Origin of the sequence: Arthrobacter alpinus, assembly GCF_001294625.1 — a bacterium.
GTDB lineage: Bacteria > Actinomycetota > Actinomycetes > Actinomycetales > Micrococcaceae > Specibacter > Specibacter alpinus_A.
This window is the reverse complement of sequence record NZ_CP012677.1, coordinates 3,709,155-3,732,241: the sequence shown is the minus strand read 5'-3', so window position 1 is coordinate 3,732,241 and position 23,087 is coordinate 3,709,155. Positions and strand designations below refer to the sequence as shown.

Below are 23,087 nucleotides of genomic sequence, written 5' to 3'. Positions count from 1 at the left end.
GTAGCGCACCGCCCCAGCCTCACCGAGAACGGGGTCAAGCCGCGAGAACGGTGGTTTAACCCACCGTTCTCGCGGCTTGACCCCGTTCTCGGCGTTTCAGGGCAACCCACCGCTACGCCACGCGAGTTCCCTTGGGTAATTTTCCGGCCGGTGTGCGCAGGTCCCGCCAGCCTAGGGCCAGGATTCCGGCCGACACCAGCAGTTGTAGTCCCAGCCCGAGCGGCCAGAGCGGCAGATTTTGCTCAATCTGCGACGGCGCAACCTTGCCCCCGGCGCACTGGTACGTTGCGTCGGGGCCAGCCTGCGCTTGGCGGGCGGCCTGGCTGATGGTCTCAAATAGGCCCGTCGAGGAGTAGGTCCGTTCCTGGGTTTTCCTGTCCGGGTAGGGAATGGAATCTGCAACCACCATAAAGGGATTCATAGCCAGCAGCCATGCCACCGGTTCAGTACGCGTCACCGGCCTGCTTTGCAGCGGGCCGTAGCAGGCGTACTCGGCGTTTTCGTCCGTAATGTCCTTGGCGGGTGGGACCGGGTAGTCCCCGGGATCCCCACCCACGCCCGTAGTCTTGTAGTGGACCTGGTTGGCCTGCACAGTGCCGTTGCTGACCGAGGCCCCCAGGCCAAAAGCGATCAGCGTGCCAAAAGTCAACACTGCAACCACTAGATAGGTGACCACAATGGAGAACAGTGGCCGGTTGACGACCGCAGAAATACCCACTCCCAGGGCACAAGCCACCCCCAATTCAATGCCCAGCATGAGCAAGGCAACCAGGATGTAGCCCGCACCCAAACCGCCCTGGGCGATCCCGTAAATCAGGGCCGGTGCACTCGCCGCAAGGAAGGCCAGGGCGACAATCCAGGAGGCGATGAACTTGCCCCAGAGGAGTTGACCGGAGCGCAGCAGTGTCACCTGCATGATGGCCAGGGTCCCGGCAGAGCGGTCCCCGCTGATGGCGTTGGCTGAGAAGGCGGGGGCCACCAGTAGACCAAACAGCAGCACAAAGGCCATGACTATCTCAAAAATCAGCGTTCCCGGGCCAGTGCCCACAAACCCGGGTTCCCACGACAGGCGGGACTGTTCCTGCGCCTTCCAGCTCATCCAGGTCAGAGCCGTGACCAACCAGATGAGCCCAAACCAGATGGCCAGCATGATGTACCAGCCTCGGGAGCGCAGCCGCTGGCGCAGCTCCATTCCAACCACTGCGCGGATACCGTCAACGTAGCGACTAAATCTACCTTGCACGCCAGGTCGCGGCCCGGAAGGCGGTGCGGGATTGTTCGCCAGTGCGGTCATGGCTGTTCACTCTCCATGCTCATATAGGTCTCTTCCAAGGCGCCCGCGGCGGGGCCAAAGTCGTGCACCGCCACACCGGCGGTAATCAGTTCACGCAAGAGTTTGCTTGCTTCGAGCGTGGAACCAACGTTGACGTTAACGGAGGGGCCCCGGCCGACACCTTCCGTATATGGCACTCTCAAGGCGGCAAGGCCCGAAGCCAGATCTGCCGCATCCAACGCAGCAATGGAGTACTTGCGGCTCTGGCCAACGGCTTGCGCCACAGACTGCGTCAACACGCTCTGCCCCTTGTTAACGAACACTGCGCCGTCCGCGATCTCATCAAGCTCCGCCAGAACGTGCGAGGACACCACAATGGCCTTACCCTCTGCAGCAAGCTCACGCAGGATGCCGCGCAAGGCAATCCGCGATCCCGGGTCAAGTCCGGACGCTGGCTCATCCAGCAGCAGGACCTCGGGATCGTGAATGAGGGCCCGAGCCAAACTGAGTCGTTGCTGCTGCCCACGCGAGAGCACCCTTGCCTTCTGGTCGGCCAGATCGGTCAGCTTCACCCGTTCCAGCAACTCGGTGACGCGCCCCGGAATAGCGGCCTTCGGCAAATGATAGAACCTGGCCAAAGTCGAAAGAATTTCCCGGGCTGTCAGCGCCTCCCAGACACCCAAGGTGTCTGGCATCCAGCCAATTTTTGCCCTGGCCGCGGCCGGATTTTTCACCGGGTCAACGCCCATCACACTGATGCTGCCGGTATCTGGGGCCAGCAACGAGGCCAGCATCAATAGCAGCGTGGTCTTGCCGGAACCATTGGGCCCAATGAGGGCTGTGACCTGGCCGGCTGGTGCGTGTAAATCCATCCGTACGACGGCGTGCACCGCACCAAAGCTGCGAGACAGCCCGGTGGCGGACAGCCCCGTGAATGGTTCCGGCGGAGCCCCGGCGCCACCATCATTGCGCCGCGGCACGGCCGCCGGCGGGCCGCCACGGTTCGCTGGTGGGTCCTGGCTGGGTGGTTGGTGCTCGGTCATGGATTCCCTCCCCTATGGGCCGCAATCGCGGACTTGGGAACAGCCTATGGCGGGCCGGACGCGAAAGTCCTCATCCGGCGTCGGATCTTTCCCCTGAAGCCCGACGGCGGAAGTGTCCGTCATGTGGACGCCAGAATTCCATCTTGGGAGAGGCTCCGGGCTAAACTTGCCTCAACTGCCTTCCGCGCTGATGATGCCGCACAGGTGCGCCCGCCGTGGCGGTCCGCGCGAACGGCAGCGAAAATTCTCAAAAGTCATCTCCAGATGTTGCGTTAGGTTAGCCGATGAGTGTGCACCCATGAGCTTGATCGTCCAAAAATATGGCGGATCCTCCGTGTCGAATGCCGCGGGCATTCTTCGTGTTGCCCGCCGCGTGGTTCAAACACAAAATGACGGCCACGAGGTGGTCGTGGTGGTATCCGCCATGGGAGACACCACCGACGAACTGTTGGATCTGGCTGCACAGGTTTCCGAGCACCCGCCGGCCCGCGAGCTGGATATGCTCATGACAGCCGGTGAACGAATTTCCATGGCCCTGCTGGCCATGGCCATCAGCGCCCTAGGCGGTGTGGCCCAATCCTTCACCGGCAGCCAGGCCGGCATGATCACCGACGGCATCCACGGAAAAGCGCGGATCATCGATGTGGACCCGCACCGTGTACGCACCGCCCTGGACAAAGGCAAAGTCGCCATCGTGGCCGGTTTTCAGGGCATGAGCCGCACCACGCATGAGATCACCACCATGGGCCGCGGCGGCTCCGACACCACAGCTGTTGCCCTGGCTGCGGCGCTGAACGCCGATGTGTGCGAGATTTACACCGATGTTGACGGTATCTACACTGCCGATCCCCGGGTTGTCCCCAACGCCCAAAAGATCAGCAAGATCTCCAGTGAAGAAATGTTGGAGATGGCTGCTTCCGGCGCCAAGATCCTACACTTGCGCTGTGTGGAGTACGCCCGCCGGTTTGGCCTGCCCATCCATGTGCGGTCCTCGTTTAGCGACAATGAAGGGACCTGGGTTTTGCCCAGTCCGGACGACAAAATCAAGATCTCAGAGGGAGTTGCCTTGGAGCAGCCAATAATCTCCGGCGTGGCCCACGACCGATCCGAAGCAAAAGTGACAGTTGTTGGTGTGCCGGACATCCCCGGCAAGGCTGCGATGATCTTTGGCATCATTGCCGGCGCACATTCCAATATTGACATGATTGTGCAGAACATCTCCACGAAGGGTTCCGGGAAGACCGACATCTCCTTCACGCTGCCCATGGTCGAGGGTGAAGACGCCTTGGACGCCCTGCGATCCCAGCAGGCCGAGGTTGGCTTCGAGGACCTGATCTACGATGACAAGATCGGCAAGCTCTCGCTCATAGGCGCCGGCATGCGCTCCAACCCGGGTGTTTCCTACCGTTTCTTCCAGGCGCTTTCCGACGCCGGGGTGAACATTGACTTGATCTCCACCTCCGAGATCCGCATCTCGGTGGTCACGCGCGCAGACCTCTTGGACGTGGCTGTTCGCGCCGTCCATCAGGCTTTCGGGCTCGACGGCGACGCCGAGGCAACTGTGTACGGCGGCACCGGGCGATAGGCGCCGGCTACTGGATGGTGGTGTGGACCGTCCCTGGGGCGGGGGCGGTTCCCACACCCCAGCCGTAAGCCAGTTTGTGCGCTTCGAGAACGAAGAAGGTCTCGGTGACGCTGACGCCGTCGATAAGTTGCAGGCGGTCATAGAGCAGTTCCGTGTAGTGTGCCAGGTCCCGGCACACGACCTCCACCATGACGTCGTAGGTGCCCGTGGTCAATACCACGTAGCTGGACTCGGTTAGCGCGGCCAGGTCCTTGCAGACACTTCTTGCCATCCCCGGTGCGCAGCGCACGCCGATCAAGGCCAGGCGGTCAAAGCCGATTGAGAGCGGGTTGGCGATTCCCACGATCTGAAGCGTCCCCGATTCCTCCAGACGCTGCACACGGTAGCGAACAGATGATGCGGGAATGCCTGTTTCCTCAGCTATCTCCTTGAAGGATTTACGGCCATTGAGCTGTAGTGCAGCAATGAGCTGGCGGTCAATGTCATCGAGTTCGGTCATCGGATTCCTTCTGTGCAACGTCTGCCAGTGCCGATCACATCGATGGTGGACGCAGCCACCTGGTCGGTGGCTGGCCCGGCACTGCCGACTCTTAATTTTAAGTGGGTCCGGCTGTGGAGATACTTCCGTATCGCCACAGCCGGAGACCTATTTACTACCTTAGCTGAGGTGAATAACACCCGTGCGGAGGTCGGTCATATCGAGCAGGGTGTGGACGCCGCCGATGCGGCCCCACCCGGTGCCCTTGCCGCCAGCCCCGCCGAACGGCATGTTGATATCCCACCAGCCGTTGGAATCGTTAACCACAACCTGGCCAACCTCCAACTCCTCCATAAAGCGGTAGGCAGCCTTCATGCTCTGGGTGAAGACGGCACCCTGCAGCCCCAGGGAATCAGCATTGGCGATGCGTAGGATATCGTCGTCATCCTGACCAACAATGATTGGCAGCACGGGGCCGAAGGACTCTTCGCGGCCCAGCAGACTCTCTTCGCTCACGTTGTCTACAACAGTGAATTCGTAGTAGAGGTTCGTGGGGAAATCCGGACTGCGCTGGCCGCCCATGAGGATGTCCAGACCGCGTTCGCGGGCGTCCGCCATATGGGCGTCCATTTTGACGGCAACAAGCTCATTGTTCAACGGGCCAAGGTTGGTGCTCTCGGCGAAGGGGTCACCCAGTTTGACGGTGGCCTTGGCGTATTCCAGGACCTCCTTGACGAACGCTTCGTGAATGTCTTTGTGAACAATGACGCGCTCGGTGGCGCAGCAGACCTGGCCGGCGCAGAAGTAGGTGCCATCAACTGCGGCCTTGGCAGCGCGTTTGAGGTCGGCGTCGGCTAGTACCACCACGGGGCCGTTGCCGGAGCACTCCATGATGGACCGCTTCAGACCTGCAGTCTTCTGGATCTTCGCCGCCGTGGCGGAGGAGCCGATGAAACCGATGGCGTCAATGCCATCATGGGAAACCAGCTTGGCACCGAAGTCGCCTTCGCCGGGAAGGATGGAGACGAGCCCGGCAGGCAGGCCCGCCTCAACGAGACACTCCATGGCGGCCAGGACGGTGAGTGCCGTGTTTGCCGGGGGCTTTACAACGTGGGCGTTGCCCGTGGCCAGACCGGGAGCAACGAACTCCGCGAACATGAGCAAGGGGAAGTTCCAGGGCGTAATGATGCCCCAGACACCAACTGCGGCACGGAAAGTGAACATGCGCTTGTCCGTGTCGGAAGAGGGGATGGTTTCGCCATTGAGACGGATGGCATCTTCGGCGTGCAGGTGGAAGAGCTGCGCGGCCTCCTTGACGTCGGCTATCGACTCAGCCAGCGGCTTGCCCTGCTCGGTGGACTGAATACGGGCAAGCTCGTCGACTCGGGCCTCCAGCGCATCCGCGATCTTGTGGCAGATTTCTGCGCGCTTGAAGACGCCCAACTTCTGCCAGGAACCCTTGGCTTCGTGGGCCTTTGCTACAGCCAGGTCCAGGTCCGCTTCGGTGGGGACTGGGATAGAGGCGATGAATTCTCCGGTGGACGGGCTGGTGACGTCATAGCTTTCCTGCCCGCTTCCATCTGAATACTCTCCGGCAATGAATAACTGTGTGCGTGTGGGCACCGTTACAACAGTCATGGAATCAAAAAACCTTTCAAGATGAAATCGTCCGATGATGATGTAGATCACTATAGCTGGGTTATCATTAACGTCAACACCATTTTTCTTAGATTTCTTGTTCTAAATACAAATATGAGCTCATCTATTGACTTTCTCAACAAACTTGACAGTCTACTACTTGTCCTAACAACGATCACCGATTTGGAGAGGCATGAATGTCTGAGCAGTTGACGCTCCCCGAGAGCACGGAACAATTACCCAAAAAGATGCGATGGTTCGACGGGTTCGCCATGTCGATGACCATGCCGGCGGCGCTCATTGCAACACTAGGCGCCTCGATTGCGGACCTTGGCGGTTGGGGTGCGGCATTCCTCTGGGCCGTCTCCATGCTGCTCGCCATGGGCGTGAACTGGATTTACACGGAGCTGGCAACCATGTTCCCGGAATCCTCCGGCGGTATCACCCACTACGCCGCGGAAGCTTGGAAGAAGCGTGCGCCCTGGGTGGCGCCACTGGCCAGTGTGGGCTATTGGTTCCCGTGGGGAACCAACCTAGCCACTTACGGCGCCATCACCGGTGCACTGATCCAGGCCCAGTGGTTCCCCGATTCAACCTGGGTGGTCCACGTGGGCCCCATCTCGTTGAGTCTGCCGATTGTCATTGGGATTGGCGTGATCTTGTTCATGTACCTGATCAACATCATTGGCGTGCGCATGACCATGGCTTTTGTCTACATCACGGCCGGGATCCTGATGATTCCGCTCTTCGCGTTCATCGTCCTGCCGCTGTTCAGCAGTGACTGGGCACCCGCGGAGCTGACTTGGAACCTGCACGGCATGGCCGGACTGCACAAGGCCCTGGTTTGGCTCTACATCATGGCTTGGACCACTTTCGGCATTGAGGTGTGTGCCACCTTTGCACCGGAATACAAGGACTCGGTCAAGGACACCACCAAGGCCATCAAGGCCGCAGTGCTCTTCTGCCTGGGCGTCTTCTTCCTCATCCCCATCACCCTCGGCGGCTATGCCGGCGAGGCCGCCATCGCGGAAAACCCTGCAACATTCTTCGTGGCAAGCTTTGGTTCATTGGTGGGTGGGGCGTCGGACATCATGGTCTTGTGCCTGATCGCCTCGCTGCTGCTGATCATGACCACCTCTGTGGCAGACGCATCCCGCGTGTTGTTCAACATGGGCAAGTCCGGCATCACCATCCGCTCCGTGGGTAAGTTGAACAAGCGCGGCGTCCCGCTGCGTGCGCTAAATGTGATGTTGGTGCTGAACATTGTGGTGCTGGTGGTTCTGCAATCGCCGCTGGCCATCATCGTGACCGGCAACCTCGGCTACATCCTCACCCATATCTTTGCAGTCTCCGGCTTCTTCGTGCTGCGCAAGGACCGCCCAAACGCCACCCGCCCCATTAGGCTCCCTTCCTTCTTCGTCCCACTGTCGATCGCCCTGACCGGGTTCATGGTGCTGATCCTGATTGTCGGCGCAACCGGTTTCTCCGTCACCGGGTACGGAGGATTCAAGGAACTGGCCATTGCACTGGGCGTGCTCGCCGCGGGTGTCGTGATTTGGGTTTTCGTCAAGAAGAGCGACGCACGTAAAGCGGCCGAACGTGATTCAGCGGATGTCTAGGACCCGGGGCAAAGGGAAACACTGATGCACTGGTTCCTGCTCGCCGCGGCAATCGCAGCCGAAATCGTGGCCACAACGCTATTGAAGGTGTCCGCCGGTTTTACCAAACCCTGGGCCAGCATCGGCACGGTTCTTGGTTATGTCGTCTCTTTCTACCTTCTCAGTCTGGTACTCAAATACGTGCCACTGAGCATGGCTTATGCGATTTGGTCGGCGGCAGGAACGGTTGCCATCGCCCTTATTGGGGTCGCCTTGTTTTCCGAGCGCCTCACCGCGGTACAAATTGCAGGAATCCTGCTGACGGCCGCCGGTGTGGCGATGATCAACCTTGGTGCGGCGCCCGCTGCCGCACCAATTGAAATAAGCGGGTCGGAACACCAGCCACACAGCTGAAATCCTTACAGACGGTGCGGACGGCCCTGGCAACACATCCGTCCGCACCGTGAGTGACAAAAATGAAAGAACAACATGAGCATCTATGAAAACGTGGCAGAAGCCTACGAAGCCTCCGTCCTCGACGCAGCCCTACAAGGGGCCAGCACCGTCCCCTACTGGTTGGATGATCTCGACCGGCCCCAGGCCCTGCCAGCATTGGAGGGTCAGGTCGAAACCGAGCTACTGGTCGTGGGAGGCGGATACTCCGGGCTGTGGACGGCGTTGATGGCGAAGGAACGCGACCCGCATCGGTCCGTCATACTGGTGGAAAGCCAGAGTATCGGCTGGGCCGCATCGGGCCGCAATGGGGGGTTCTGCGAGGCCTCATTGGTGCATGGTGAGTCCAACGGGCGTCAGCACCTGCCAGAGGAAAATGACCTGCTACGCGAGCTGGGCCTGGAAAATCTGCGCGAGCTGGCTGCCACGGTGGAACGTTACAACATCGATTGCGAGTACACCCCCTCCGGCGTGCTGAAACTGGCCACCGAGGAACACCAGGTCAAGTGGTTGCAGGAGGAAGCCGCACGCTACCCGGAGCTGGTCTTCCTGAACCGCGAGGAAGCTCAGGCCAGCGTCCACTCTCCGGTATATCAGGCCGCGCTTTGGGATCGTGCAGGAACAGCCATGCTCAACCCCGCCAAGCTGGCGTGGGGACTGCGCCGCGTTTGCCTGGAAAAGGGCGTCCGGATTTTTGAGCACACCCATGCCACAACACTTCAGGACGCCAAGGGCCACATCATTGTCGGCACCACCGCCGGCTCGATCAAAGCAGACCGTGTGGCGCTGGCCACGAATGTGTTTCCTTCCCTTCTCAAGCGCCATCGGCTGTTCACCATCCCGGTTTACGACTACGCAGTGATGACCGAGCCGCTCACCGAGGAACAATTCCTCTCCCTTGGCTGGGAGGACCGGCAGGGCCTGGCGGATCTGAACAACCGCTTCCACTACTACCGTACGACCCGGGACGCCACCGGCGCCGTGCGCATACTCTTTGGCGGATACGACGCGGAGTACTACTACGGCGGTAAGGTCAAGCCGGAATATGACCAGAACCCGGAAACGTTCAGGAAGCTCGTAGCCCACTTTTACTTCACATTCCCGCAACTGCAGGGCATGAAGTTCTCCCACGCCTGGGGTGGTGCCGTCGATTCCTGCAGCCGATTCTTCTCCTTCTTCGACAGCTCCCATGGCGGTCGGGTGGCCTACACGGCCGGGTTCACCGGACTAGGTGTGGGGGCAACGCGATTCGCAGCCAATGTGCTCCTGGACCTGCTGTCGGGCAAGAGTACCCAGCGCACCGAACTGGAAATGGTCAAGAAGAAGCCCCTCCCGTTCCCTCCGGAGCCCGGGGCCTGGGCCGGGGTCAAGATGATGACCAGCGAATTGGCCAGGTCCGACCGGAATCAGGGAAAGCGTGGACTCTTCCTGAAGACGATGGACGCAGTTGGAATGGGGTTTGACTCATGAGTGCATCTACCGGGCATGAAAGCCCCGCATCATCACCAGATTTAGCCGGCGGAAAAATAGTCGACGTCGTAGTGCTGGGACTCTTGCATGAACCTGTTCCGCTGGAGCAGGACGGCGGCGGCCATCCGACCACCGGTGCTGTGGGCCTCGGTTCCCTGGGCGGCATCGATTTTGGGGTCTGGGAGATGAGCACAGGAACCATGTTCGACGTCGAGGCCGACGAGATATTCGTCGTCACTGCCGGCCGCGGCCACGTGGTCATCGAGCCCTTTGGTAGCCTGGCAGAGAAGCGCGTTGAGCTGGGCCCGGGAACCTTGATGCGACTGAGCGAAGGCATGAAGACCGCATGGACCATCACCGAGACCTTGCGCAAGGTCTATGTCACACCCAGTTGCCCTTCGGGGCGCACACCCAGTGAAGGAACCCAGTCATGACAGCCTTTAGCCATGGGCACCAATTCATCAACGGTTCCTACAGGACCGGCACGGGCGGATCGTTTCCGCGGGTGAATCCCGCCACCGGAGCAATAGCGGAAGAGGTCGACTACGCAAGCATCCGGGACCTCAACGACGCAGTGCAGGCGGCCGCCTCTGCCTTCCCCGCATGGTCCAGCCTGACACCGGGCGAAAGGTCGGAGCATCTGCTGAATTTTGCGGTTGCGCTGACCGCCCGCGCGGATGAGCTTGCCGCGATGGAGACCGCCCAAACTGGAAAGACAGCGCGCCTGTCCAGCGGATTTGACATACCGGGGACCATTGACAATGTGAATTTCTTTGCCGGTGCGGCCCGTCATCTCCAGGGCCTTGCCGCAGGTGACTATGCAGGAAAGTCCACCTCCATGGTCCGGCGCGAAGCCATTGGGGTCATCGGTTCCATCGCCCCATGGAACTATCCGTTGCAGATGGCGGCCTGGAAGGTCCTGCCGGCCATTGCCGCCGGAAACACCATTGTCCTCAAACCCAGCGAACTCACCCCCGGCACCTCCTTGCTCTTTGCTCAAATCGCCTCTGAAGCGGGCCTCCCTGACGGTGTCATCAACGTGGTGGTTGGTTCCGGTCAGGAAGTGGGCGAGGCACTGGTCAGGCACCCCCTGGTGAAGATGAGCTCCTTCACCGGCTCCACGGCCGTGGGCCGCAGGGTCATGGCGATGGCTGCCGAATCCGGCAAGCGTGTCCACCTTGAGCTTGGCGGGAAAGCGCCCTTGATTGTCTTCCAGGATGCCGATGTGGAAGCCGCGGCCCATGGGGCAGTGGCTGGATCCACCATCAACGCAGGCCAAGACTGCACTGCGGCAACCCGCGCCTATGTGCACTCCTCGCTCTTTGGGGCATTCACCGCCAGGGTCGCCGCCCTCATGGAAACTATGGTGGTGGGTGACCCCTTGTTGGAAGACACCGACATGGGATCGCTAATCTCACAAGCCCACCGCACCAAGGTCGCCTCGATGGTTGACCGTGCGGTGGCCGCTGGTGCCACGGTCCTGACCGGTGGTGGTGCACCGGATCTGGCCGGGGCCTTCTACCGCCCAACACTGATCGTGGGTGCCGCCCAGGACAGTGAAATTGTGCAGGATGAAATTTTTGGCCCGGTTCTTGTTGTGCTGCCCTTCGAGACGGAGGACCAGGCGATTGCCTTGGCCAACGATTCCGCCTTCGGGCTTGCCGCCTCGGCGTGGACCAGCAACGTGCACCTGGCCATGCGTGCCGGCGCTGAAATTGAAGCCGGCTGTGTGTGGATAAACGAGCACATTCCGATTGTTTCGGAGATGCCACACGGCGGTTTCAAGTCCTCCGGTTTCGGCAAGGACATGAGTTCCTACTCATTCGAGGAATACACCAACGTCAAGCACGTGCTCATCTCCCACGACACTGATATCCACAAGGAATGGCAGAACACGGTCTTCAAGCAGCGGTAACCCCCGCACATTGCGACACAAAGAAGCGGTGATCGAGCCTGGTGCTCGATCACCGCTTCTCTTTTATTCCCTAAGCCCCCGTCTGGTCTGTTTTCTTGACGGCGTAGTGGTGCCCGCCCGAGTCGGTATGTTCCTCGATTTGCGAGAGCTGTTCTTCGCTTTCGTCTTCAATCGCGTCATGGCGATGCACCACCGGGGAATCCATATCGCCTTGATCGGCCGGTCCAAAGACCTTGCGAAGATGGTCGGTGGCATGCATGAACTTGTTGACGAATTTTTCATCGTTTGCCATCATCAACACCTCTTTATACCGGTTTATACCGGGAATCGCGTGAAGTTCTTTTCCCCATCTTACGCCGCGGGGGCCACAAAGGCCCGCGGAAATGTAATCAGTCTGGCTACCGCAGGGACTGGTCGTTCGCGTCCTTGGGGACCAGGTAGGTGGTTCCGTCAGCCCGCGTCACCGTGGCCCACTGGTTCGTGACCGCCTGTTGCGCCGTCAACAGGGCCTTGTTCTCGGCTGTCATCTCATGATCCAACGGGCTGCTGTTGGCCGGACCAAGAATGGCTCGCAAATGGCCGGTAAAGCGCATGAGCCGGTGAACAAAACGCTCGTCAGACATGGAGTTTTCCTAGTATCTTCTCGGTGGCAATAAATTCATAGTAGCCTCTATGTTAGTGCACTAACTAATTGTTTGTGTGACCCACTCTTGTGTAGGAGTTTCCCTGTGACTGCCCTCGACAATGACCTCTTGCTGGAACGCCAGCTCTGCTTTGGCCTCAGCGTGGCCTCGCGCAGTGTCATCGCCGCTTACAAGCCTGTACTGGCGGAGCTGCAGCTGACCCACCCGCAATATCTGGTCATGCTGGCCTTGTGGGAGCAGGCCCCCCGCAAGGTCAAGGACATCAGCACGGCACTGTTGCTGGAATCGGCAACCCTTTCCCCGCTGCTCAAACGCCTTGAGGCTCTTGGCTACGTGACCCGGCACCGCAGCGCCAGCGACGAACGCGCCTTGGCCGTTGACCTGACCCCCGCCGGAGTTGAGCTCCGGGCAAAGGCCCTGAACGTTCCCGGCACCATGATGGCGCGACTGGGCTTGGATCGCGATTCAGCCCTTACCCTGCACCACAGCATGATGACGCTGATCGACGCCGCCACCCATGCTGAGGCCCCTAAGTAAACGCCCAAGCAGTTAGTGCCGGATAATTGATCCCATGACCGCCGCCGCCACACCCCACCAGCACTTGGACCATGCCACGTGGCAGGCCCGGGCGGCGGCACACCAGAAACGTGTTGACCGCTACGCCGTGCCATATTTGGCCCGCAGGTCGTCCGGGCAAAAGCACCCCGTGGAAGATTTCCTGTTCACGTATTACACCCAAAAGCCGGGCCAGCTGCGGCGATGGCACCCCGGTGCGGGCACAGTCTTGCACGGCGACGCCGCCGCCGATCGGCTCGGCTGGAAGTTCTACCGCCCCGCAAACGACGCCGAGCGGGCCGCGAGCGGGCAGACGGCGGAGGGTCCCGCCGTCGTGCTTGATCTGGAAAAGTTCCTGGAACAGCGCAAGGACGCCGTTGACTTTGCCCAGATCATCCTTGGTCGGACGGCCGCCAGGCCCGCACAATTTGGCTGCTTTGGGCTGCACGAGTGGGCCATGGTGTACAAACAGCAGTCCAACGAGGTCCGGCACGAGTATCTGGAATTGCGGCTCGGCACCAACGGCACGGACGCCGTGGTGGAGGATAACAAGATCCGTTGCACGCACTTTGACGCGTACCGCTTTTACACGCCGCAGGCCACCGGCCTCAACGAGCTGACGCCCACGCGGGAGAACCAGCGAGACATGGAGCAGCCCGGGTGCCTGCACGCGAACATGGACCTGTACAAGTGGGCGTACAAACTTTCCCCGGCGCTGCCCAGCGAACTGGTCATGGACTGCTTTGAGTTGTCTTGGCGGGTCCGGGACATGGACATGCGGGCCTCCCCCTATGACCTGGCCGAGTGGGGGTACCCGCCGATCCGGATTGAGACGGCCGCAGGCAAGGCCGACTATGTCCAATTCCAGCGGGGCTTTGCCGCGGAATCGGCGGTGCTGCGGGAACGGCTTCGCGTGGCTGTTGACGCGCTGGTCTCTGGGAACCCCAAGCCATCCCAGACACCCGCATAGGAGATGTGCGCCACGCGAATTCCTGCACCTTGCATTCACTGCGTAGAATGGGATGGCAAGCTCGCGGAGCGCATCTTTTTAACGGTTTTCAGGTCCCTAGCCTGATCCTGAAAACGGCGTAAGACGGCAATCCGTGGCCACCCTCGTTTAAATCAGGAGTCACCGGATGCCCCGGATCGTTGTCGACGTCATGCTCAAGCCCGAAATCCTTGACCCCCAGGGGAAAGCCATCGTTGGCGCCCTGCCCCGCTTGGGATTCACCGCGTTCTCCGCCGTCCGCCAAGGCAAGCGCTTTGAACTGACCGTTGACGGCGAGGTGACCGAGGAAATCCTGGCCCAGGCCCGCGAAGCAGCAGCGACCATGCTCTCCAACCCGGTGATCGAAGATGTGGTCAACGTGGAAGTTGTGGCGGACTAGTCATGAGCGAAACCCCCTTGATTGGCGGGGCCACCCTGGCCCCAATTGATTCCCGTTTGGCAGGAGCCCGCATCGGCGTTGTCACCTTCCCCGGGACCCTTGACGACCGCGACGCGGCCCGTGCCGTGCGCGCCTCCGGTGCCACCGCCGTCGAACTTTGGCATGGCGACTCCAGCCTGGGCGACGTGGACGCCGTCATCATCCCCGGCGGATTCTCCTACGGCGACTACCTGCGTGCCGGCGCCATCTCCCGCTTTGCGCCGCTGATGTCCAGCATTGTCGACGCCGCAAACTCGGCTGCCAAGCTGCCCGTTTTGGGTATTTGCAATGGCTTCCAGATCCTCACCGAGGCTCACCTTCTACCCGGTTCCATGATCAAGAACGACCACCTGAAGTTCCTGTGCCGCGACCAGGTGCTGCGCGTGGAAAACAACACCACCGCGTGGACCAACGCCTACGCGCCCGGCACCGAAATCACCATCCCGTTGAAGAACCAGGATGGCCAGTACATTGCCGACGAGAAGACCCTCGACGCTCTTGAGGCCGAAAACTTGGTCGTGTTCCGGTACGTCGGGCTCAACCCGAACGGCTCCCGCCGCGACATTGCCGGGATTTCCAACGCCGCCGGCAATGTGGTGGGCCTGATGCCGCACCCCGAGCACGCAGTGGAGGCCGGCTACGGCCCCAGCCACACGGGCACCGACGGTCTGGGTTTCTTCACCTCAGTTTTGAACACGCTTCTGGGAGACAAATAAATGAGTGAGATCTCGCGCCCCACCGAGGCCACAGGGCCCGTGAAGAAGTTCAACATCGACACCGTTGAAAACGCCGCCGCAACCCCCGCGGTTGAACTGCCCTGGGCCGAGCTTGGCCTGAAGCAAAATGAGTTCGACGACGTCGTGAAGGTTTTGGGCCGCCGCCCTACCGCCGCGGAACTGGCCATGTACTCGGTCATGTGGAGCGAACACTGCTCCTACAAGTCTTCCAAGAACCATCTGCGCCAGTTTGGCGAGAAGGTTACCGAGGAGATGAAGAAGGACCTGCTCGTGGGCATCGGTGAAAATGCCGGTGTCACCAACTTGGGCGACGGCTGGGCTGTCACGTTCAAGATTGAGTCCCACAACTCCCCCACCATGGTGGAGCCGTACCAGGGTGCCGCTACCGGCATCGGCGGCATTGTCCGCGACATCATCTCCATGGGCGCCCGCCCTGTGGCCGTGATGGATCCGCTGCGCTTTGGCGCCATCGACCACCCCGACACCGCCCGCATCATGCACGGCGCTGTCGCCGGGATCGGCGGCTACGGCAACTCGCTGGGCCTGCCGAACATCGGCGGCGAAATGGTCTTCGACTCCGTCTACCAGGGCAACCCGCTGGTGAACGCCCTCGCAGTGGGCGTCATGCGCCACGAGGACATCCGGTTAGCCAACGCCTCCGGCAAGGGCAACAAGGTGGTCTTGTTCGGTGCACGGACCGGCGGAGACGGCATTGGCGGGGCTTCTATCCTGTCCTCGGAGTCCTTCGACGACTCCAAGCCGTCCAAGCGCCCCGCCGTCCAGGTGGGAGACCCCTTCGCAGAGAAGGTACTCATCGAGTGCTGCCTGGAACTGTTCAAAGGCTCCTTGGTTGAAGGCATCCAGGACTTGGGGGCCGCAGGTATTTCCTGCGCCACCTCCGAGCTGGCCTCCAACGGCGACGGCGGCATGGAAGTCGAGTTGACCTCCGTACTGTTGCGCGATCCCACCCTGACCCCGGGCGAAATCCTCATGTCCGAGTCGCAGGAACGCATGATGGCTGTGGTCTCCCCCGCCAACGTTGCAGCCTTTGAGGCTGTCATGGACAAGTGGGCTGTGGAGTACTCCTGGCTGGGCGAGGTCACCGACACCGGCCGCCTGATCATCAAGTGGGACGGCGAAGTTATTGTCGACGTCGACCCGCGCACCGTGGCACACGACGGGCCAGTCTACGACCGCCCCTACGCACGCCCGGAATGGCAGGATGCCCTGCAGGCCGACACGTTCACCGGCTCTGTCCAAGACGGTGGCCGCCCCGCAACGGCGGCTGGATTGAAGGCCGCTGTGCTGGAACTCATCGCCTCACCGAACATGTGCTCCAAGGACTGGATCACCAACCAGTACGACCGCTACGTCGGCGGCAACACCGCCATGGCGTTCCCGGACGACTCCGGCGTGATCCGTGTCGACGAGGAAACCGGTTTGGGTGTGGCCCTGGCCACCGACGCCAACGGCCGCTACACCTTCCTTGACCCGTACCACGGTGCACAGTTGGCACTGTCTGAGGCGTACCGCAACGTGGCCACCTCCGGCGCCGTGCCCATGGCCGTCAGCGACTGCCTGAACTTCGGCTCTCCCGAGGATCCTGAGGTCATGTGGCAGCTGGCCGAATCGATCCGCGGACTCTCCGACGCCTGCATGGTGCTGGGTATCCCGGTCACCGGCGGCAACGTCTCTCTGTACAACCAGACCGGGTCCACCCCCATCCACCCCACCCCCGTGGTTGCCGTGCTGGGCAAGTTCGACGACGTCGCCCGCCGCACACCATCGGGCTGGCAGGAAGATGGCCAGGCCATCTATCTGCTCGGTACCACGACCGCCGAGATGGATGGTTCCGAATGGGCCAACATGCGCGGCCACTTGGGTGGCCTACCGCCCAAGGTTGACCTGCAACGCGAGCGTGAATTGGGCGAAATCCTGATCAACGCCTCCCGCGACGGCATGATCGACTCTGCACATGACCTCTCGGAGGGCGGCTTGGCTGCGTCTTTGGTGGAGTCGGCGTTGCGCTTCAACACCGGTGCCCGTGTGGCCCTTGACGAGGTTGCCGCACGAGACGGCGTCGACACCTTCACCCTGCTGTTCTCCGAAACTCAGGGCCGGGCCATTGTGTCCGTGCCCCGCAGCGAAGAAGTCCGCTTCAACGACATGTGCACGGCCCGCCGCTTCCCGGTGGCCCGCATCGGTGTGGTTGACGCGGCCGGCGGCGCCCTGGATCTGCAGGGTCAGTTCAGCGCCCCGCTGGAGGAACTCCGCGTTGCACATGAGGGAACACTGCCGAAGTACTTCGGCTGACACCTTGGCGACAAGTACCAAAAAACGTACACTTTCATCCATTATTGGCTGAACGTGTACGTTTTTTGGTACTTAGTTGTCTAGGCGGCCAGAGAACGTGCAGCGTGCAAGTAAGACTTGGTTACGTTCCGCTGGGTCAGGCGTGTCACCGGAGATCCCAGCTTGAAGACCAGACCCGCGGGCTTGCTGAAGGCCAGAAGGCGAAAGTACACGCCGCCGTCGGAAGTCTTCATGGCCAAAAAGGCCTCCTCACCCAGTGCGGGGTGGCCGGGCAGGGTGCCGTAGCCGAACCCGGAAAGCTCCGCCTCGGTTCCGTCGGCGCGCACCACGACGGTGGGTTCAAGCGCCCACACCACCTCGCAGGGGATCGGCAGGCGCAGCTTTCCGACACCAAAACCGCTGGTAACCCGGGCGCCCACAACGGCACGTGGGGGTGCCGAAACCCGCAGCCCTGAACGGCGCTGGATCTGCCAGGTCATGATGCCTTCGGTCAACTTCCTAAATGCAGCATCACCGGTAGAAACCCGGATTTGCGTGTCCACGTGTCCAAAGCCGTAGGGCCAGATACCAGATCCTGTGGCCTCCAGCGCCAGCAGCCGGGTCAGTCCCAACTGCGGATAGTTCAGCGCACCCTTGTCAGTCTTTGTCCACATCAGCACTCCATTTCAAGGCAATTTGTAGTTTTTTAGGTAGCCCGGAGACCACCAGGTCATAGGAGTCCTCGAGCATGTCCAAGACCGTGCCCCCTTCTACGAGGGCACAGTCAACTGTGTTCCAGTGCTGCTTGTTCAGGTGGTAGCCGGGTATGACGCCGGGATTGGCGGTCCGCAATTGCGCGGCGAGGATGGGATCACACTTGAGGCTGATGGATAGCGTTGGCCGGCTCAGATCCCCCAAGGCGAACACCTTGCCAATCCTGTTGGAACCGTCACCACTGGGGGCTTTGACCTTGAAAACCGAGGTTTCCGGGCCGAAGGGAAAGTCCTCATAGCTACCGGGCAAGGTAAGCGCAGCGGCCCGTAGCGATTCAGCCGTCAGGATCATTTCTTGATCGAATACGTCAGTTGCGCGAATTGTCCACATTTTACGGCACTGTCCAGAGTGAGCCGTTCGGATCCGATGGTCCGCGGCAGCAACGGCGCCCCCTGCGATAGTGCTGCCGGGGCCACGCTGAGGACAATCTCATCCACTGCCCCGACGTCCAGGAATGAGCCAACAAGTTCGCCTCCGCCTACCAGCCACACGTCTTTCTCCCCTGCAGCGGCCAGTATTGCCGGCAGTGTGTGTGCGATTGAACCACTGACGAACCGGACATCGGCCCCCTCAGGAATTGATAACTGGCGGGAGGTGAAAACAAAGGTGGGCCGGTTCCCGTAGAACTGCTGCCACTTGTGCGGCTCCGCCACAAGGTTCTCTTCCTTGAGGACCCACTCGTAGGTTGTGGAGCCCTCAACGAAGACACCAATCCGTGCCATGAACGCCGCCATGTCCGGGGCGCCTGCATTGTCCACGGCAAAGAGCCAGGCTAGCGAGTTCCTTTCATCGGCAAGGAAGCCGTTGAGCGTGGTCGCAGTGTTGTACACGATCGAAGTCATGACACCAACGCTACCTTTCGGGGCCCGATTTTGCCTTACTTGGTGCCCAGATAGTCCTCGAGCAGCACAACTTTCAACCCGGCAGCCTTTTGCGCGGCAAGGAAGGCATCCAGGTCCGCCGGGAATTCCGGCCGGAAGTGCATCAGCACAATATCCCCCGGGCGTAGCGAGGCACCTACCTGGTAGTCCATTCCGCCAGCGTTGGCCTTGGCCTCCCAATCCACAATCGCTTTCATGCCACAGTCGGCGACGGCCTGCCGTGTTGCCTGGCTGTACGGGCCGCCCGGGGGCCGGAAGAAGACCGGACGGCGGCCGTATTGCTTTTCTTCAAAGTCGGCCATGGCACAAATCTCCGCTTTTTGTGCAGCGTAACTGAGCTTGAGGAAACCCAGGCTGTGGGACATGGTGTGGTTCTCAATCAAGTGGCCAGCCCCGGTGTACTTCTTGTAAAAACCAGGATCGTTGGCGATGAAGGTATTGGCCAGAAAAAGTGAGGCCTTGATGCCGTGCTGTTCCAGCAGGGCCAAGTCCGAGTCGCGCTTAACGGCACCGTCGTCGATGGTCAGGAACACCACCTTTTGCTCGGTGGGAACCTTGGTCAGAACGGGGACCATGCCGTTTTCGATGGGCGGCAAAACGTAGTCCGGCACCAGCCCATCCAAAGTATCCACCCGCCCCGTCAGCGGGTTCAGCACCGGGGTCGGCGTGGCGGTTGGCGTGGCGCTTACCGGCGGTGTCGCCGGGGTACTCGGGGTACTCGGGCTGTCAGTTTTCCCAGCCGACGCCGGTGGTGGGGATGGCGTGTCGGTGCCAGCCGACGTCGTGCTTGATGTGGCAAACCACCACACTCCCAGCCCTATCGCGATCAAAACAACTGCCGTTAGGGAAAGGATTATCCACCGGGGCACGGACATGTTGGTGTCGAGATGGCGCGGCATGGGATCCTTCTAGCAGGGTGGCAAGTGCGTTCTATAAACCTAGAATAGCGGCTTCGATCTTGGGACAGGTATCCATGACGACGCCCATGCCAGCATCCGCTGCCCGCTGTGCCGCAGCCTCGTCAATGACACCCAGTTGTAGCCAGATGGCACGGGCGCCCACGGCGATGGCATCATCCACCACGGCGCCCACCTTAGTGGAGTTGACAAAGCAGTCAACAACGTCGATGCGACCGGGAATCTGAGCCAATTCCGTGTAACCCTTGGCTCCGTGAACGTCATCGCCCTTCAAGCTCACGGGGATGATTTCCTGACCGAGGTGCTGCTGCAAAAATAGGGAGACGCCGACGGCGGGGCGCAAAGGATTGTTGGAAAGGCCCACCACTGCCCAGCGCCCCGGGGTTGTCAGGAGTGCCTTGATCAGTGCGGGATCGTTTACATGTGCCATGCCGCAAGCCTATCCGTCCCGGCTAGGCGTCCCGGCTATGCGTCCGCGCGAATCTCTTCCGTCTCCACAAAAAGGTCCTCATCATCGTCCTCGTCAGAGTCTTCAACCTCGACGTAGTCCTCGCTGGTCAGTTCCTCCGTGTACAGGGACCAAAATTCGTTGGGGCCGGCGGCTGCCGGGTCGATCGCCCTAAGCTGGGATTCGAAGGACTTTTTGACCTCGGAAAAGTCCTCGTCGTCAACAGGCCCGGCCGTGTCGTTGTCAATGGTCCGCCACGCGGCAACGATGGACACAAACATCTCCAACGAGGAGGCGATCACTGATTCGTCATCTTCACAGACGTACAGCACGGAGCTGCTCTTGCGATCCACCACAACATATTGAAAGTCACCGTCGTTGCAGATGATAGCGCGACCTTCTGGATCGTCGGCATACGGCGGCTTCAGCCAATTCCCGTCCAGTGGAATCTCTTCCAAAGCCGACGGGAACATCGGTTCAAGCGCTGCCCAGATCTTGGAGTCGTTCATGACTTTCTCCTACCCTTAGTCCTGACACTAATCACCGCACGGCAACCCGTCAATGGGAAGGATCACCTCGCCGGCGATACCACCAAATTCTCTTCAAAGCGGCGGTTGCGCAGCACCGGCAAAAACTCACGCACTTCCTCAATGCGTTTGTGAGTGACAGCGGTGGTGGCAACACCTTCGGCCTCATCGGCGAGGAAATCCTGGGGAACTCCCATGGGGTCAATGATGGCCGAGTGGCCGATGCAGTGATCGCTGGAGGTGCCCGCCGCCGCAATCCACACCGTGTTCTCAATGGCCCGTGCCTTCAGCAAAGTCTCCCAATGATCCACCTTGTGATCTCCCTTAAACCACGCAGCCGCCACGCAGATCAGATCTGCACCGGCCAATGCTAGCGCCCTTGCCAGCTCCGGAAAGCGGATGTCGTAACAGGTCATGATTCCCACCTTGAACCCGCCAATATCCACCAGGGTCATCCCGTTGTCGCCAGGTTTGATGCGCCGCGACTCTTGATAGGAGAACGCGTCATAAAGGTGCAGTTTCCGATAGGTGCCAAGGATGGCGCCTTCCTCATCGACTGCCACCACCGTGTTGTAGGGCCTGTCCTCGCCACTGGATTCGTAGCCTCCGGCAATCACGGCGATGCCGGCATCGGCGGCAATATGGCTGACACCCTGCACAAATGTTGTCCATTGGAGCTCAACTGCGGCGGAAAAATCGCCGGCCACCCGCCCCACGGAAAACATGGATTCCTCGGGAAAAACTATGAGCCGCCCGCCGTCTTGCTGCGCTGAAATAGCCAGCCTGCGCATGACCGCCAGGTTATCCGTGACATCGCCGCCCGGGTTGAATTGTCCAACGCTGACCTTCATTGCAACTCCCTCAAACTGTGGGTATCGATATCACCAAGCCTAGTCTCTTTGCCACAGTAAAAAGGCAGGGGCGACGGCGGAACTTGCGTTCCGTCGTCGCCCCTGCCTCTTATTTACTGGGCCAGCAAGTGGCGACTAGTCGTTGATCAGGTCGTAACGCACGATCGTCTGATCGCGCGCCGGGCCAACACCAATGGCGGAGAGGCGGGTGCCTGACATCGCTTCTAGTGCCAGCACATAGTTGCGCGCGTTCTCCGGCAGGTCCTCCATGGTTCGGGCCGTGGTGATATCCTCGGTCCAGCCCGGGAAGTACTCGAAAATCGGCTTCGCGTGGTGGAATTCGGTCTGCGTCATGGGCATTTCGTCATGCCGGACACCGTCCACGTCGTAGGCCACGCACACCGGGATCTGCTCGATGCCGGTAAGTACGTCCAGCTTGGTGACGAAGTAGTCCGTGAAGCCGTTGACGCGGGAAGCATGGCGGGCCAAGACGGCGTCGTACCAGCCACAGCGGCGGGGACGGCCGGTGTTCACGCCGAACTCGCCACCGGTTTTCTGCAGGTAGATGCCCATGTCGTCGAAAAGCTCGGTGGGGAACGGGCCGGCGCCAACGCGCGTGGTGTAGGCCTTGATGATGCCCACGGCGCGGGTGATGCGGGTGGGGCCGATGCCCGAACCCACCGACGCGCCACCTGCGGTCGGGTTGGAGGAGGTGACGAACGGGTAGGTACCGTGGTCAACGTCCAGGAACGTGGCCTGACCGCCTTCCATGAGCACCACTTCCCCGCGATCCAGGGCCTGATTCAACACATAGGTTGCGTCGATGACCAAGGGGCGCAGACGCTCGGCGAAGCTCAGGAAGTACTCCACCACCTCGTCCACCTCAACGGCTCGGCGGTTGTACACCTTCACCAGAAGCTCGTTCTTTTGCTTCAGCGAACCCTCCACTTTTTGGCGCAGGATGGACTCGTCAAAGACGTCCTGGACGCGGATGCCCAGGCGGGCCACCTTGTCCATGTAGGCCGGGCCAATGCCACGGCCTGTAGTGCCGATGGCGCGGCTGCCCAGGAAACGCTCGGTCACCTTGTCCAGCACCTGGTGGTACGGGGCCACCAGGTGGGCGTTGGCGGAGATGCGCAGCTTGGACGTGTCGGCACCGCGAGCCTCCAGGCCGGCGATTTCCTCAAACAGGGCTTCCAGGTTCACCACGCAACCATTGCCGATGATGGGTGTTGCGTTGGGGCTCAAAATACCTGCGGGAAGGAGCTTGAGCTCATACTTCTCACCGCCTACGACAACGGTGTGACCGGCGTTGTTACCGCCATTTGGCTTCACCACATAGTCGACAAGACCACCTAGTAAATCAGTAGCCTTGCCCTTGCCCTCGTCGCCCCACTGGGCGCCGACAATCACGATTGCTGGCATGGGATCCTCCCCCTTGCTCAAAAAGTTGAGCCGTCGCTGCATTATTCAGCGGTTGTTCCGCCGTACACCGTCCGGACACGAAAATACCCCTTGGATACCACTTGCCTTCTCCAGCAAAGCTGGCGCCTGCGAGTGATCAAGGGGGGCTTGCGTCCT

The 23,087-nt window shown here is 60.8% G+C and carries 25 protein-coding genes; 11 read left to right on the top strand and 14 right to left on the bottom strand.

Going from position 1 to position 23,087, the window contains the following annotated elements:
• Positions 1-112: 112 nt before the first annotated feature.
• Complete coding sequence (locus AOC05_RS17090) at positions 113-1,294, bottom strand: ABC transporter permease (RefSeq protein WP_082358054.1); 1,182 nt, start codon at positions 1,292-1,294, stop codon at positions 113-115.
• Positions 1,291-2,316: an ABC transporter ATP-binding protein gene (locus tag AOC05_RS17085; RefSeq protein ID WP_082358053.1), complete on the bottom strand. Its 1,026-nt coding sequence runs from the start codon at positions 2,314-2,316 to the stop codon at positions 1,291-1,293. Before AOC05_RS17085 ends, AOC05_RS17090 begins: the two co-directional genes overlap by 4 nt.
• A gap of 298 nt (positions 2,317-2,614) precedes the next feature.
• On the opposite strand from AOC05_RS17085, the gene AOC05_RS17080 reads away from it, so the two are divergent.
• Positions 2,615-3,901: an aspartate kinase gene (locus tag AOC05_RS17080; RefSeq protein ID WP_082358052.1), complete on the top strand. Its 1,287-nt coding sequence runs from the start codon at positions 2,615-2,617 to the stop codon at positions 3,899-3,901.
• Between the two features lie 7 nt (positions 3,902-3,908).
• Here AOC05_RS17080 and AOC05_RS17075 read toward each other — a convergent pair whose 3' ends face one another.
• Together AOC05_RS17075 and AOC05_RS17070 are read right to left on the bottom strand one after the other, a co-directional pair.
• The gene (locus AOC05_RS17075; protein ID WP_062008630.1) at positions 3,909-4,400 is read right to left on the bottom strand and encodes an Lrp/AsnC family transcriptional regulator; all 492 of its coding nucleotides are present in this window, start codon (positions 4,398-4,400) and stop codon (positions 3,909-3,911) included.
• A 159-nt stretch (positions 4,401-4,559) separates the two neighbouring features.
• Positions 4,560-6,017 (bottom strand): aldehyde dehydrogenase family protein, encoded by a 1,458-nt coding sequence (locus tag AOC05_RS17070; RefSeq protein WP_062009979.1) that lies wholly within the window; start codon positions 6,015-6,017, stop codon positions 4,560-4,562.
• 197 nt (positions 6,018-6,214) lie between these two features.
• Between AOC05_RS17070 and AOC05_RS17065 the strand changes: the two genes are divergently transcribed.
• From AOC05_RS17065 to AOC05_RS17045, 5 genes are all read left to right on the top strand, one after another.
• Positions 6,215-7,636, top strand: a complete 1,422-nt coding sequence (locus AOC05_RS17065) for an APC family permease (RefSeq protein ID WP_062008628.1) — start codon at positions 6,215-6,217, stop codon at positions 7,634-7,636.
• A 24-nt stretch (positions 7,637-7,660) separates the two neighbouring features.
• On the top strand, positions 7,661-8,029 hold the full coding sequence (locus AOC05_RS17060) for a DMT family transporter (protein WP_062008620.1): 369 nt from the start codon (positions 7,661-7,663) through the stop codon (positions 8,027-8,029).
• A gap of 75 nt (positions 8,030-8,104) precedes the next feature.
• Positions 8,105-9,538 carry an NAD(P)/FAD-dependent oxidoreductase gene (locus tag AOC05_RS17055; protein ID WP_062008618.1) on the top strand — a complete coding sequence of 478 codons (1,434 nt, stop codon included), beginning with the start codon at positions 8,105-8,107 and terminating at the stop codon, positions 9,536-9,538.
• Positions 9,535-9,972, top strand: a complete 438-nt coding sequence (locus tag AOC05_RS17050; RefSeq protein ID WP_082358051.1) for a cupin domain-containing protein — start codon at positions 9,535-9,537, stop codon at positions 9,970-9,972. The genes AOC05_RS17055 and AOC05_RS17050 overlap by 4 nt, the downstream gene beginning before the upstream one ends.
• Entirely contained in the window at positions 9,969-11,453 is a 1,485-nt protein-coding gene (locus AOC05_RS17045; RefSeq protein WP_062008616.1) for a gamma-aminobutyraldehyde dehydrogenase, read from the top strand. The genes AOC05_RS17050 and AOC05_RS17045 overlap by 4 nt, the downstream gene beginning before the upstream one ends.
• 70 nt (positions 11,454-11,523) lie before the next feature.
• Here AOC05_RS17045 and AOC05_RS17040 read toward each other — a convergent pair whose 3' ends face one another.
• The gene (locus AOC05_RS17040; protein WP_395939506.1) at positions 11,524-11,748 is read right to left on the bottom strand and encodes a hypothetical protein; all 225 of its coding nucleotides are present in this window, start codon (positions 11,746-11,748) and stop codon (positions 11,524-11,526) included.
• 103 nt (positions 11,749-11,851) lie between these two features.
• The gene (locus AOC05_RS17035) at positions 11,852-12,076 is read right to left on the bottom strand and encodes a hypothetical protein (protein ID WP_062008613.1); all 225 of its coding nucleotides are present in this window, start codon (positions 12,074-12,076) and stop codon (positions 11,852-11,854) included.
• A 105-nt stretch (positions 12,077-12,181) separates the two neighbouring features.
• Here AOC05_RS17035 and AOC05_RS17030 point away from each other — a divergent pair, with 105 nt between their 5' ends.
• The 5 genes from AOC05_RS17030 to purL all read left to right on the top strand — a co-directional run bounded on the left by AOC05_RS17030 (position 12,182) and on the right by purL (position 17,129).
• A complete protein-coding gene (locus AOC05_RS17030; protein ID WP_062008611.1) occupies positions 12,182-12,634 on the top strand; it encodes a MarR family winged helix-turn-helix transcriptional regulator in 453 nt (150 codons plus the stop codon).
• Positions 12,635-12,668: 34 nt separating this feature from the next.
• Positions 12,669-13,622, top strand: a complete 954-nt coding sequence (locus AOC05_RS17025; RefSeq protein ID WP_062008610.1) for a hypothetical protein — start codon at positions 12,669-12,671, stop codon at positions 13,620-13,622.
• A 166-nt stretch (positions 13,623-13,788) separates the two neighbouring features.
• Entirely contained in the window at positions 13,789-14,040 is a 252-nt protein-coding gene (gene purS, locus AOC05_RS17020; protein ID WP_062008608.1) for a phosphoribosylformylglycinamidine synthase subunit PurS, read from the top strand.
• 2 nt (positions 14,041-14,042) lie between these two features.
• Positions 14,043-14,795 (top strand): phosphoribosylformylglycinamidine synthase subunit PurQ, encoded by a 753-nt coding sequence (purQ, locus tag AOC05_RS17015; RefSeq protein ID WP_062008606.1) that lies wholly within the window; start codon positions 14,043-14,045, stop codon positions 14,793-14,795.
• A complete protein-coding gene (purL, locus tag AOC05_RS17010) occupies positions 14,796-17,129 on the top strand; it encodes a phosphoribosylformylglycinamidine synthase subunit PurL (RefSeq protein ID WP_062008604.1) in 2,334 nt (777 codons plus the stop codon).
• An 80-nt stretch (positions 17,130-17,209) separates the two neighbouring features.
• Here the strand turns inward: purL and AOC05_RS17005 are convergent, their stop codons facing one another.
• The 8 genes from AOC05_RS17005 to AOC05_RS16970 all read right to left on the bottom strand — a co-directional run bounded on the left by AOC05_RS17005 (position 17,210) and on the right by AOC05_RS16970 (position 22,931).
• On the bottom strand, positions 17,210-17,782 hold the full coding sequence (locus AOC05_RS17005; RefSeq protein ID WP_062008601.1) for a DUF1990 family protein: 573 nt from the start codon (positions 17,780-17,782) through the stop codon (positions 17,210-17,212).
• The gene (locus AOC05_RS17000; RefSeq protein WP_062008599.1) at positions 17,766-18,173 is read right to left on the bottom strand and encodes an MmcQ/YjbR family DNA-binding protein; all 408 of its coding nucleotides are present in this window, start codon (positions 18,171-18,173) and stop codon (positions 17,766-17,768) included. The genes AOC05_RS17005 and AOC05_RS17000 overlap by 17 nt, the downstream gene beginning before the upstream one ends.
• The gene (locus AOC05_RS16995) at positions 18,170-18,724 is read right to left on the bottom strand and encodes a dihydrofolate reductase family protein (RefSeq protein WP_062008597.1); all 555 of its coding nucleotides are present in this window, start codon (positions 18,722-18,724) and stop codon (positions 18,170-18,172) included. Before AOC05_RS16995 ends, AOC05_RS17000 begins: the two co-directional genes overlap by 4 nt.
• Before the next feature lie 35 nt (positions 18,725-18,759).
• Complete coding sequence (locus AOC05_RS20270; RefSeq protein ID WP_062008595.1) at positions 18,760-19,662, bottom strand: polysaccharide deacetylase family protein; 903 nt, start codon at positions 19,660-19,662, stop codon at positions 18,760-18,762.
• A 31-nt stretch (positions 19,663-19,693) separates the two neighbouring features.
• Positions 19,694-20,110 carry a CoA-binding protein gene (locus tag AOC05_RS16985; RefSeq protein ID WP_062008593.1) on the bottom strand — a complete coding sequence of 139 codons (417 nt, stop codon included), beginning with the start codon at positions 20,108-20,110 and terminating at the stop codon, positions 19,694-19,696.
• Between the two features lie 35 nt (positions 20,111-20,145).
• Entirely contained in the window at positions 20,146-20,637 is a 492-nt protein-coding gene (locus AOC05_RS16980; protein ID WP_062008591.1) for an SUKH-4 family immunity protein, read from the bottom strand.
• Positions 20,638-20,699: 62 nt separating this feature from the next.
• Positions 20,700-21,506, bottom strand: coding sequence for a carbon-nitrogen hydrolase family protein (locus tag AOC05_RS16975; protein ID WP_062008590.1), 807 nt, complete (start codon positions 21,504-21,506; stop codon positions 20,700-20,702).
• Positions 21,507-21,641: 135 nt separating this feature from the next.
• Positions 21,642-22,931 carry an adenylosuccinate synthase gene (locus AOC05_RS16970; RefSeq protein ID WP_062008589.1) on the bottom strand — a complete coding sequence of 430 codons (1,290 nt, stop codon included), beginning with the start codon at positions 22,929-22,931 and terminating at the stop codon, positions 21,642-21,644.
• Between the last annotated feature and the right edge of the window lie 156 nt (positions 22,932-23,087).

Coding starts and splice junctions, on each gene's coding strand:
- purL (WP_062008604.1), top strand. CDS start 14,796: ATGAGTGAGATCTCGCGCCCCACCGAGGCCACAGGGCCCGTGAAGAAG.
- AOC05_RS16985 (WP_062008593.1), bottom strand. CDS start 20,110: ATGGCACATGTAAACGATCCCGCACTGATCAAGGCACTCCTGACAACC.
- purQ (WP_062008606.1), top strand. CDS start 14,043: ATGAGCGAAACCCCCTTGATTGGCGGGGCCACCCTGGCCCCAATTGAT.
- AOC05_RS17075 (WP_062008630.1), bottom strand. CDS start 4,400: ATGACCGAACTCGATGACATTGACCGCCAGCTCATTGCTGCACTACAG.
- AOC05_RS17065 (WP_062008628.1), top strand. CDS start 6,215: ATGTCTGAGCAGTTGACGCTCCCCGAGAGCACGGAACAATTACCCAAA.
- AOC05_RS20270 (WP_062008595.1), bottom strand. CDS start 19,662: ATGCCGCGCCATCTCGACACCAACATGTCCGTGCCCCGGTGGATAATC.
- AOC05_RS17000 (WP_062008599.1), bottom strand. CDS start 18,173: ATGATCCTGACGGCTGAATCGCTACGGGCCGCTGCGCTTACCTTGCCC.
- AOC05_RS17005 (WP_062008601.1), bottom strand. CDS start 17,782: ATGTGGACAAAGACTGACAAGGGTGCGCTGAACTATCCGCAGTTGGGA.
- AOC05_RS17070 (WP_062009979.1), bottom strand. CDS start 6,017: ATGACTGTTGTAACGGTGCCCACACGCACACAGTTATTCATTGCCGGA.
- AOC05_RS17060 (WP_062008620.1), top strand. CDS start 7,661: ATGCACTGGTTCCTGCTCGCCGCGGCAATCGCAGCCGAAATCGTGGCC.
- AOC05_RS17025 (WP_062008610.1), top strand. CDS start 12,669: ATGACCGCCGCCGCCACACCCCACCAGCACTTGGACCATGCCACGTGG.
- AOC05_RS16975 (WP_062008590.1), bottom strand. CDS start 21,506: ATGAAGGTCAGCGTTGGACAATTCAACCCGGGCGGCGATGTCACGGAT.
- AOC05_RS17050 (WP_082358051.1), top strand. CDS start 9,535: ATGAGTGCATCTACCGGGCATGAAAGCCCCGCATCATCACCAGATTTA.
- AOC05_RS16980 (WP_062008591.1), bottom strand. CDS start 20,637: ATGAACGACTCCAAGATCTGGGCAGCGCTTGAACCGATGTTCCCGTCG.
- AOC05_RS17055 (WP_062008618.1), top strand. CDS start 8,105: ATGAGCATCTATGAAAACGTGGCAGAAGCCTACGAAGCCTCCGTCCTC.
- AOC05_RS17035 (WP_062008613.1), bottom strand. CDS start 12,076: ATGTCTGACGAGCGTTTTGTTCACCGGCTCATGCGCTTTACCGGCCAT.
- AOC05_RS17040 (WP_395939506.1), bottom strand. CDS start 11,748: ATGATGGCAAACGATGAAAAATTCGTCAACAAGTTCATGCATGCCACC.
- AOC05_RS17090 (WP_082358054.1), bottom strand. CDS start 1,294: ATGACCGCACTGGCGAACAATCCCGCACCGCCTTCCGGGCCGCGACCT.
- AOC05_RS16995 (WP_062008597.1), bottom strand. CDS start 18,724: ATGACTTCGATCGTGTACAACACTGCGACCACGCTCAACGGCTTCCTT.
- AOC05_RS17085 (WP_082358053.1), bottom strand. CDS start 2,316: ATGACCGAGCACCAACCACCCAGCCAGGACCCACCAGCGAACCGTGGC.
- AOC05_RS17045 (WP_062008616.1), top strand. CDS start 9,969: ATGACAGCCTTTAGCCATGGGCACCAATTCATCAACGGTTCCTACAGG.
- AOC05_RS17080 (WP_082358052.1), top strand. CDS start 2,615: ATGAGCTTGATCGTCCAAAAATATGGCGGATCCTCCGTGTCGAATGCC.
- purS (WP_062008608.1), top strand. CDS start 13,789: ATGCCCCGGATCGTTGTCGACGTCATGCTCAAGCCCGAAATCCTTGAC.
- AOC05_RS16970 (WP_062008589.1), bottom strand. CDS start 22,931: ATGCCAGCAATCGTGATTGTCGGCGCCCAGTGGGGCGACGAGGGCAAG.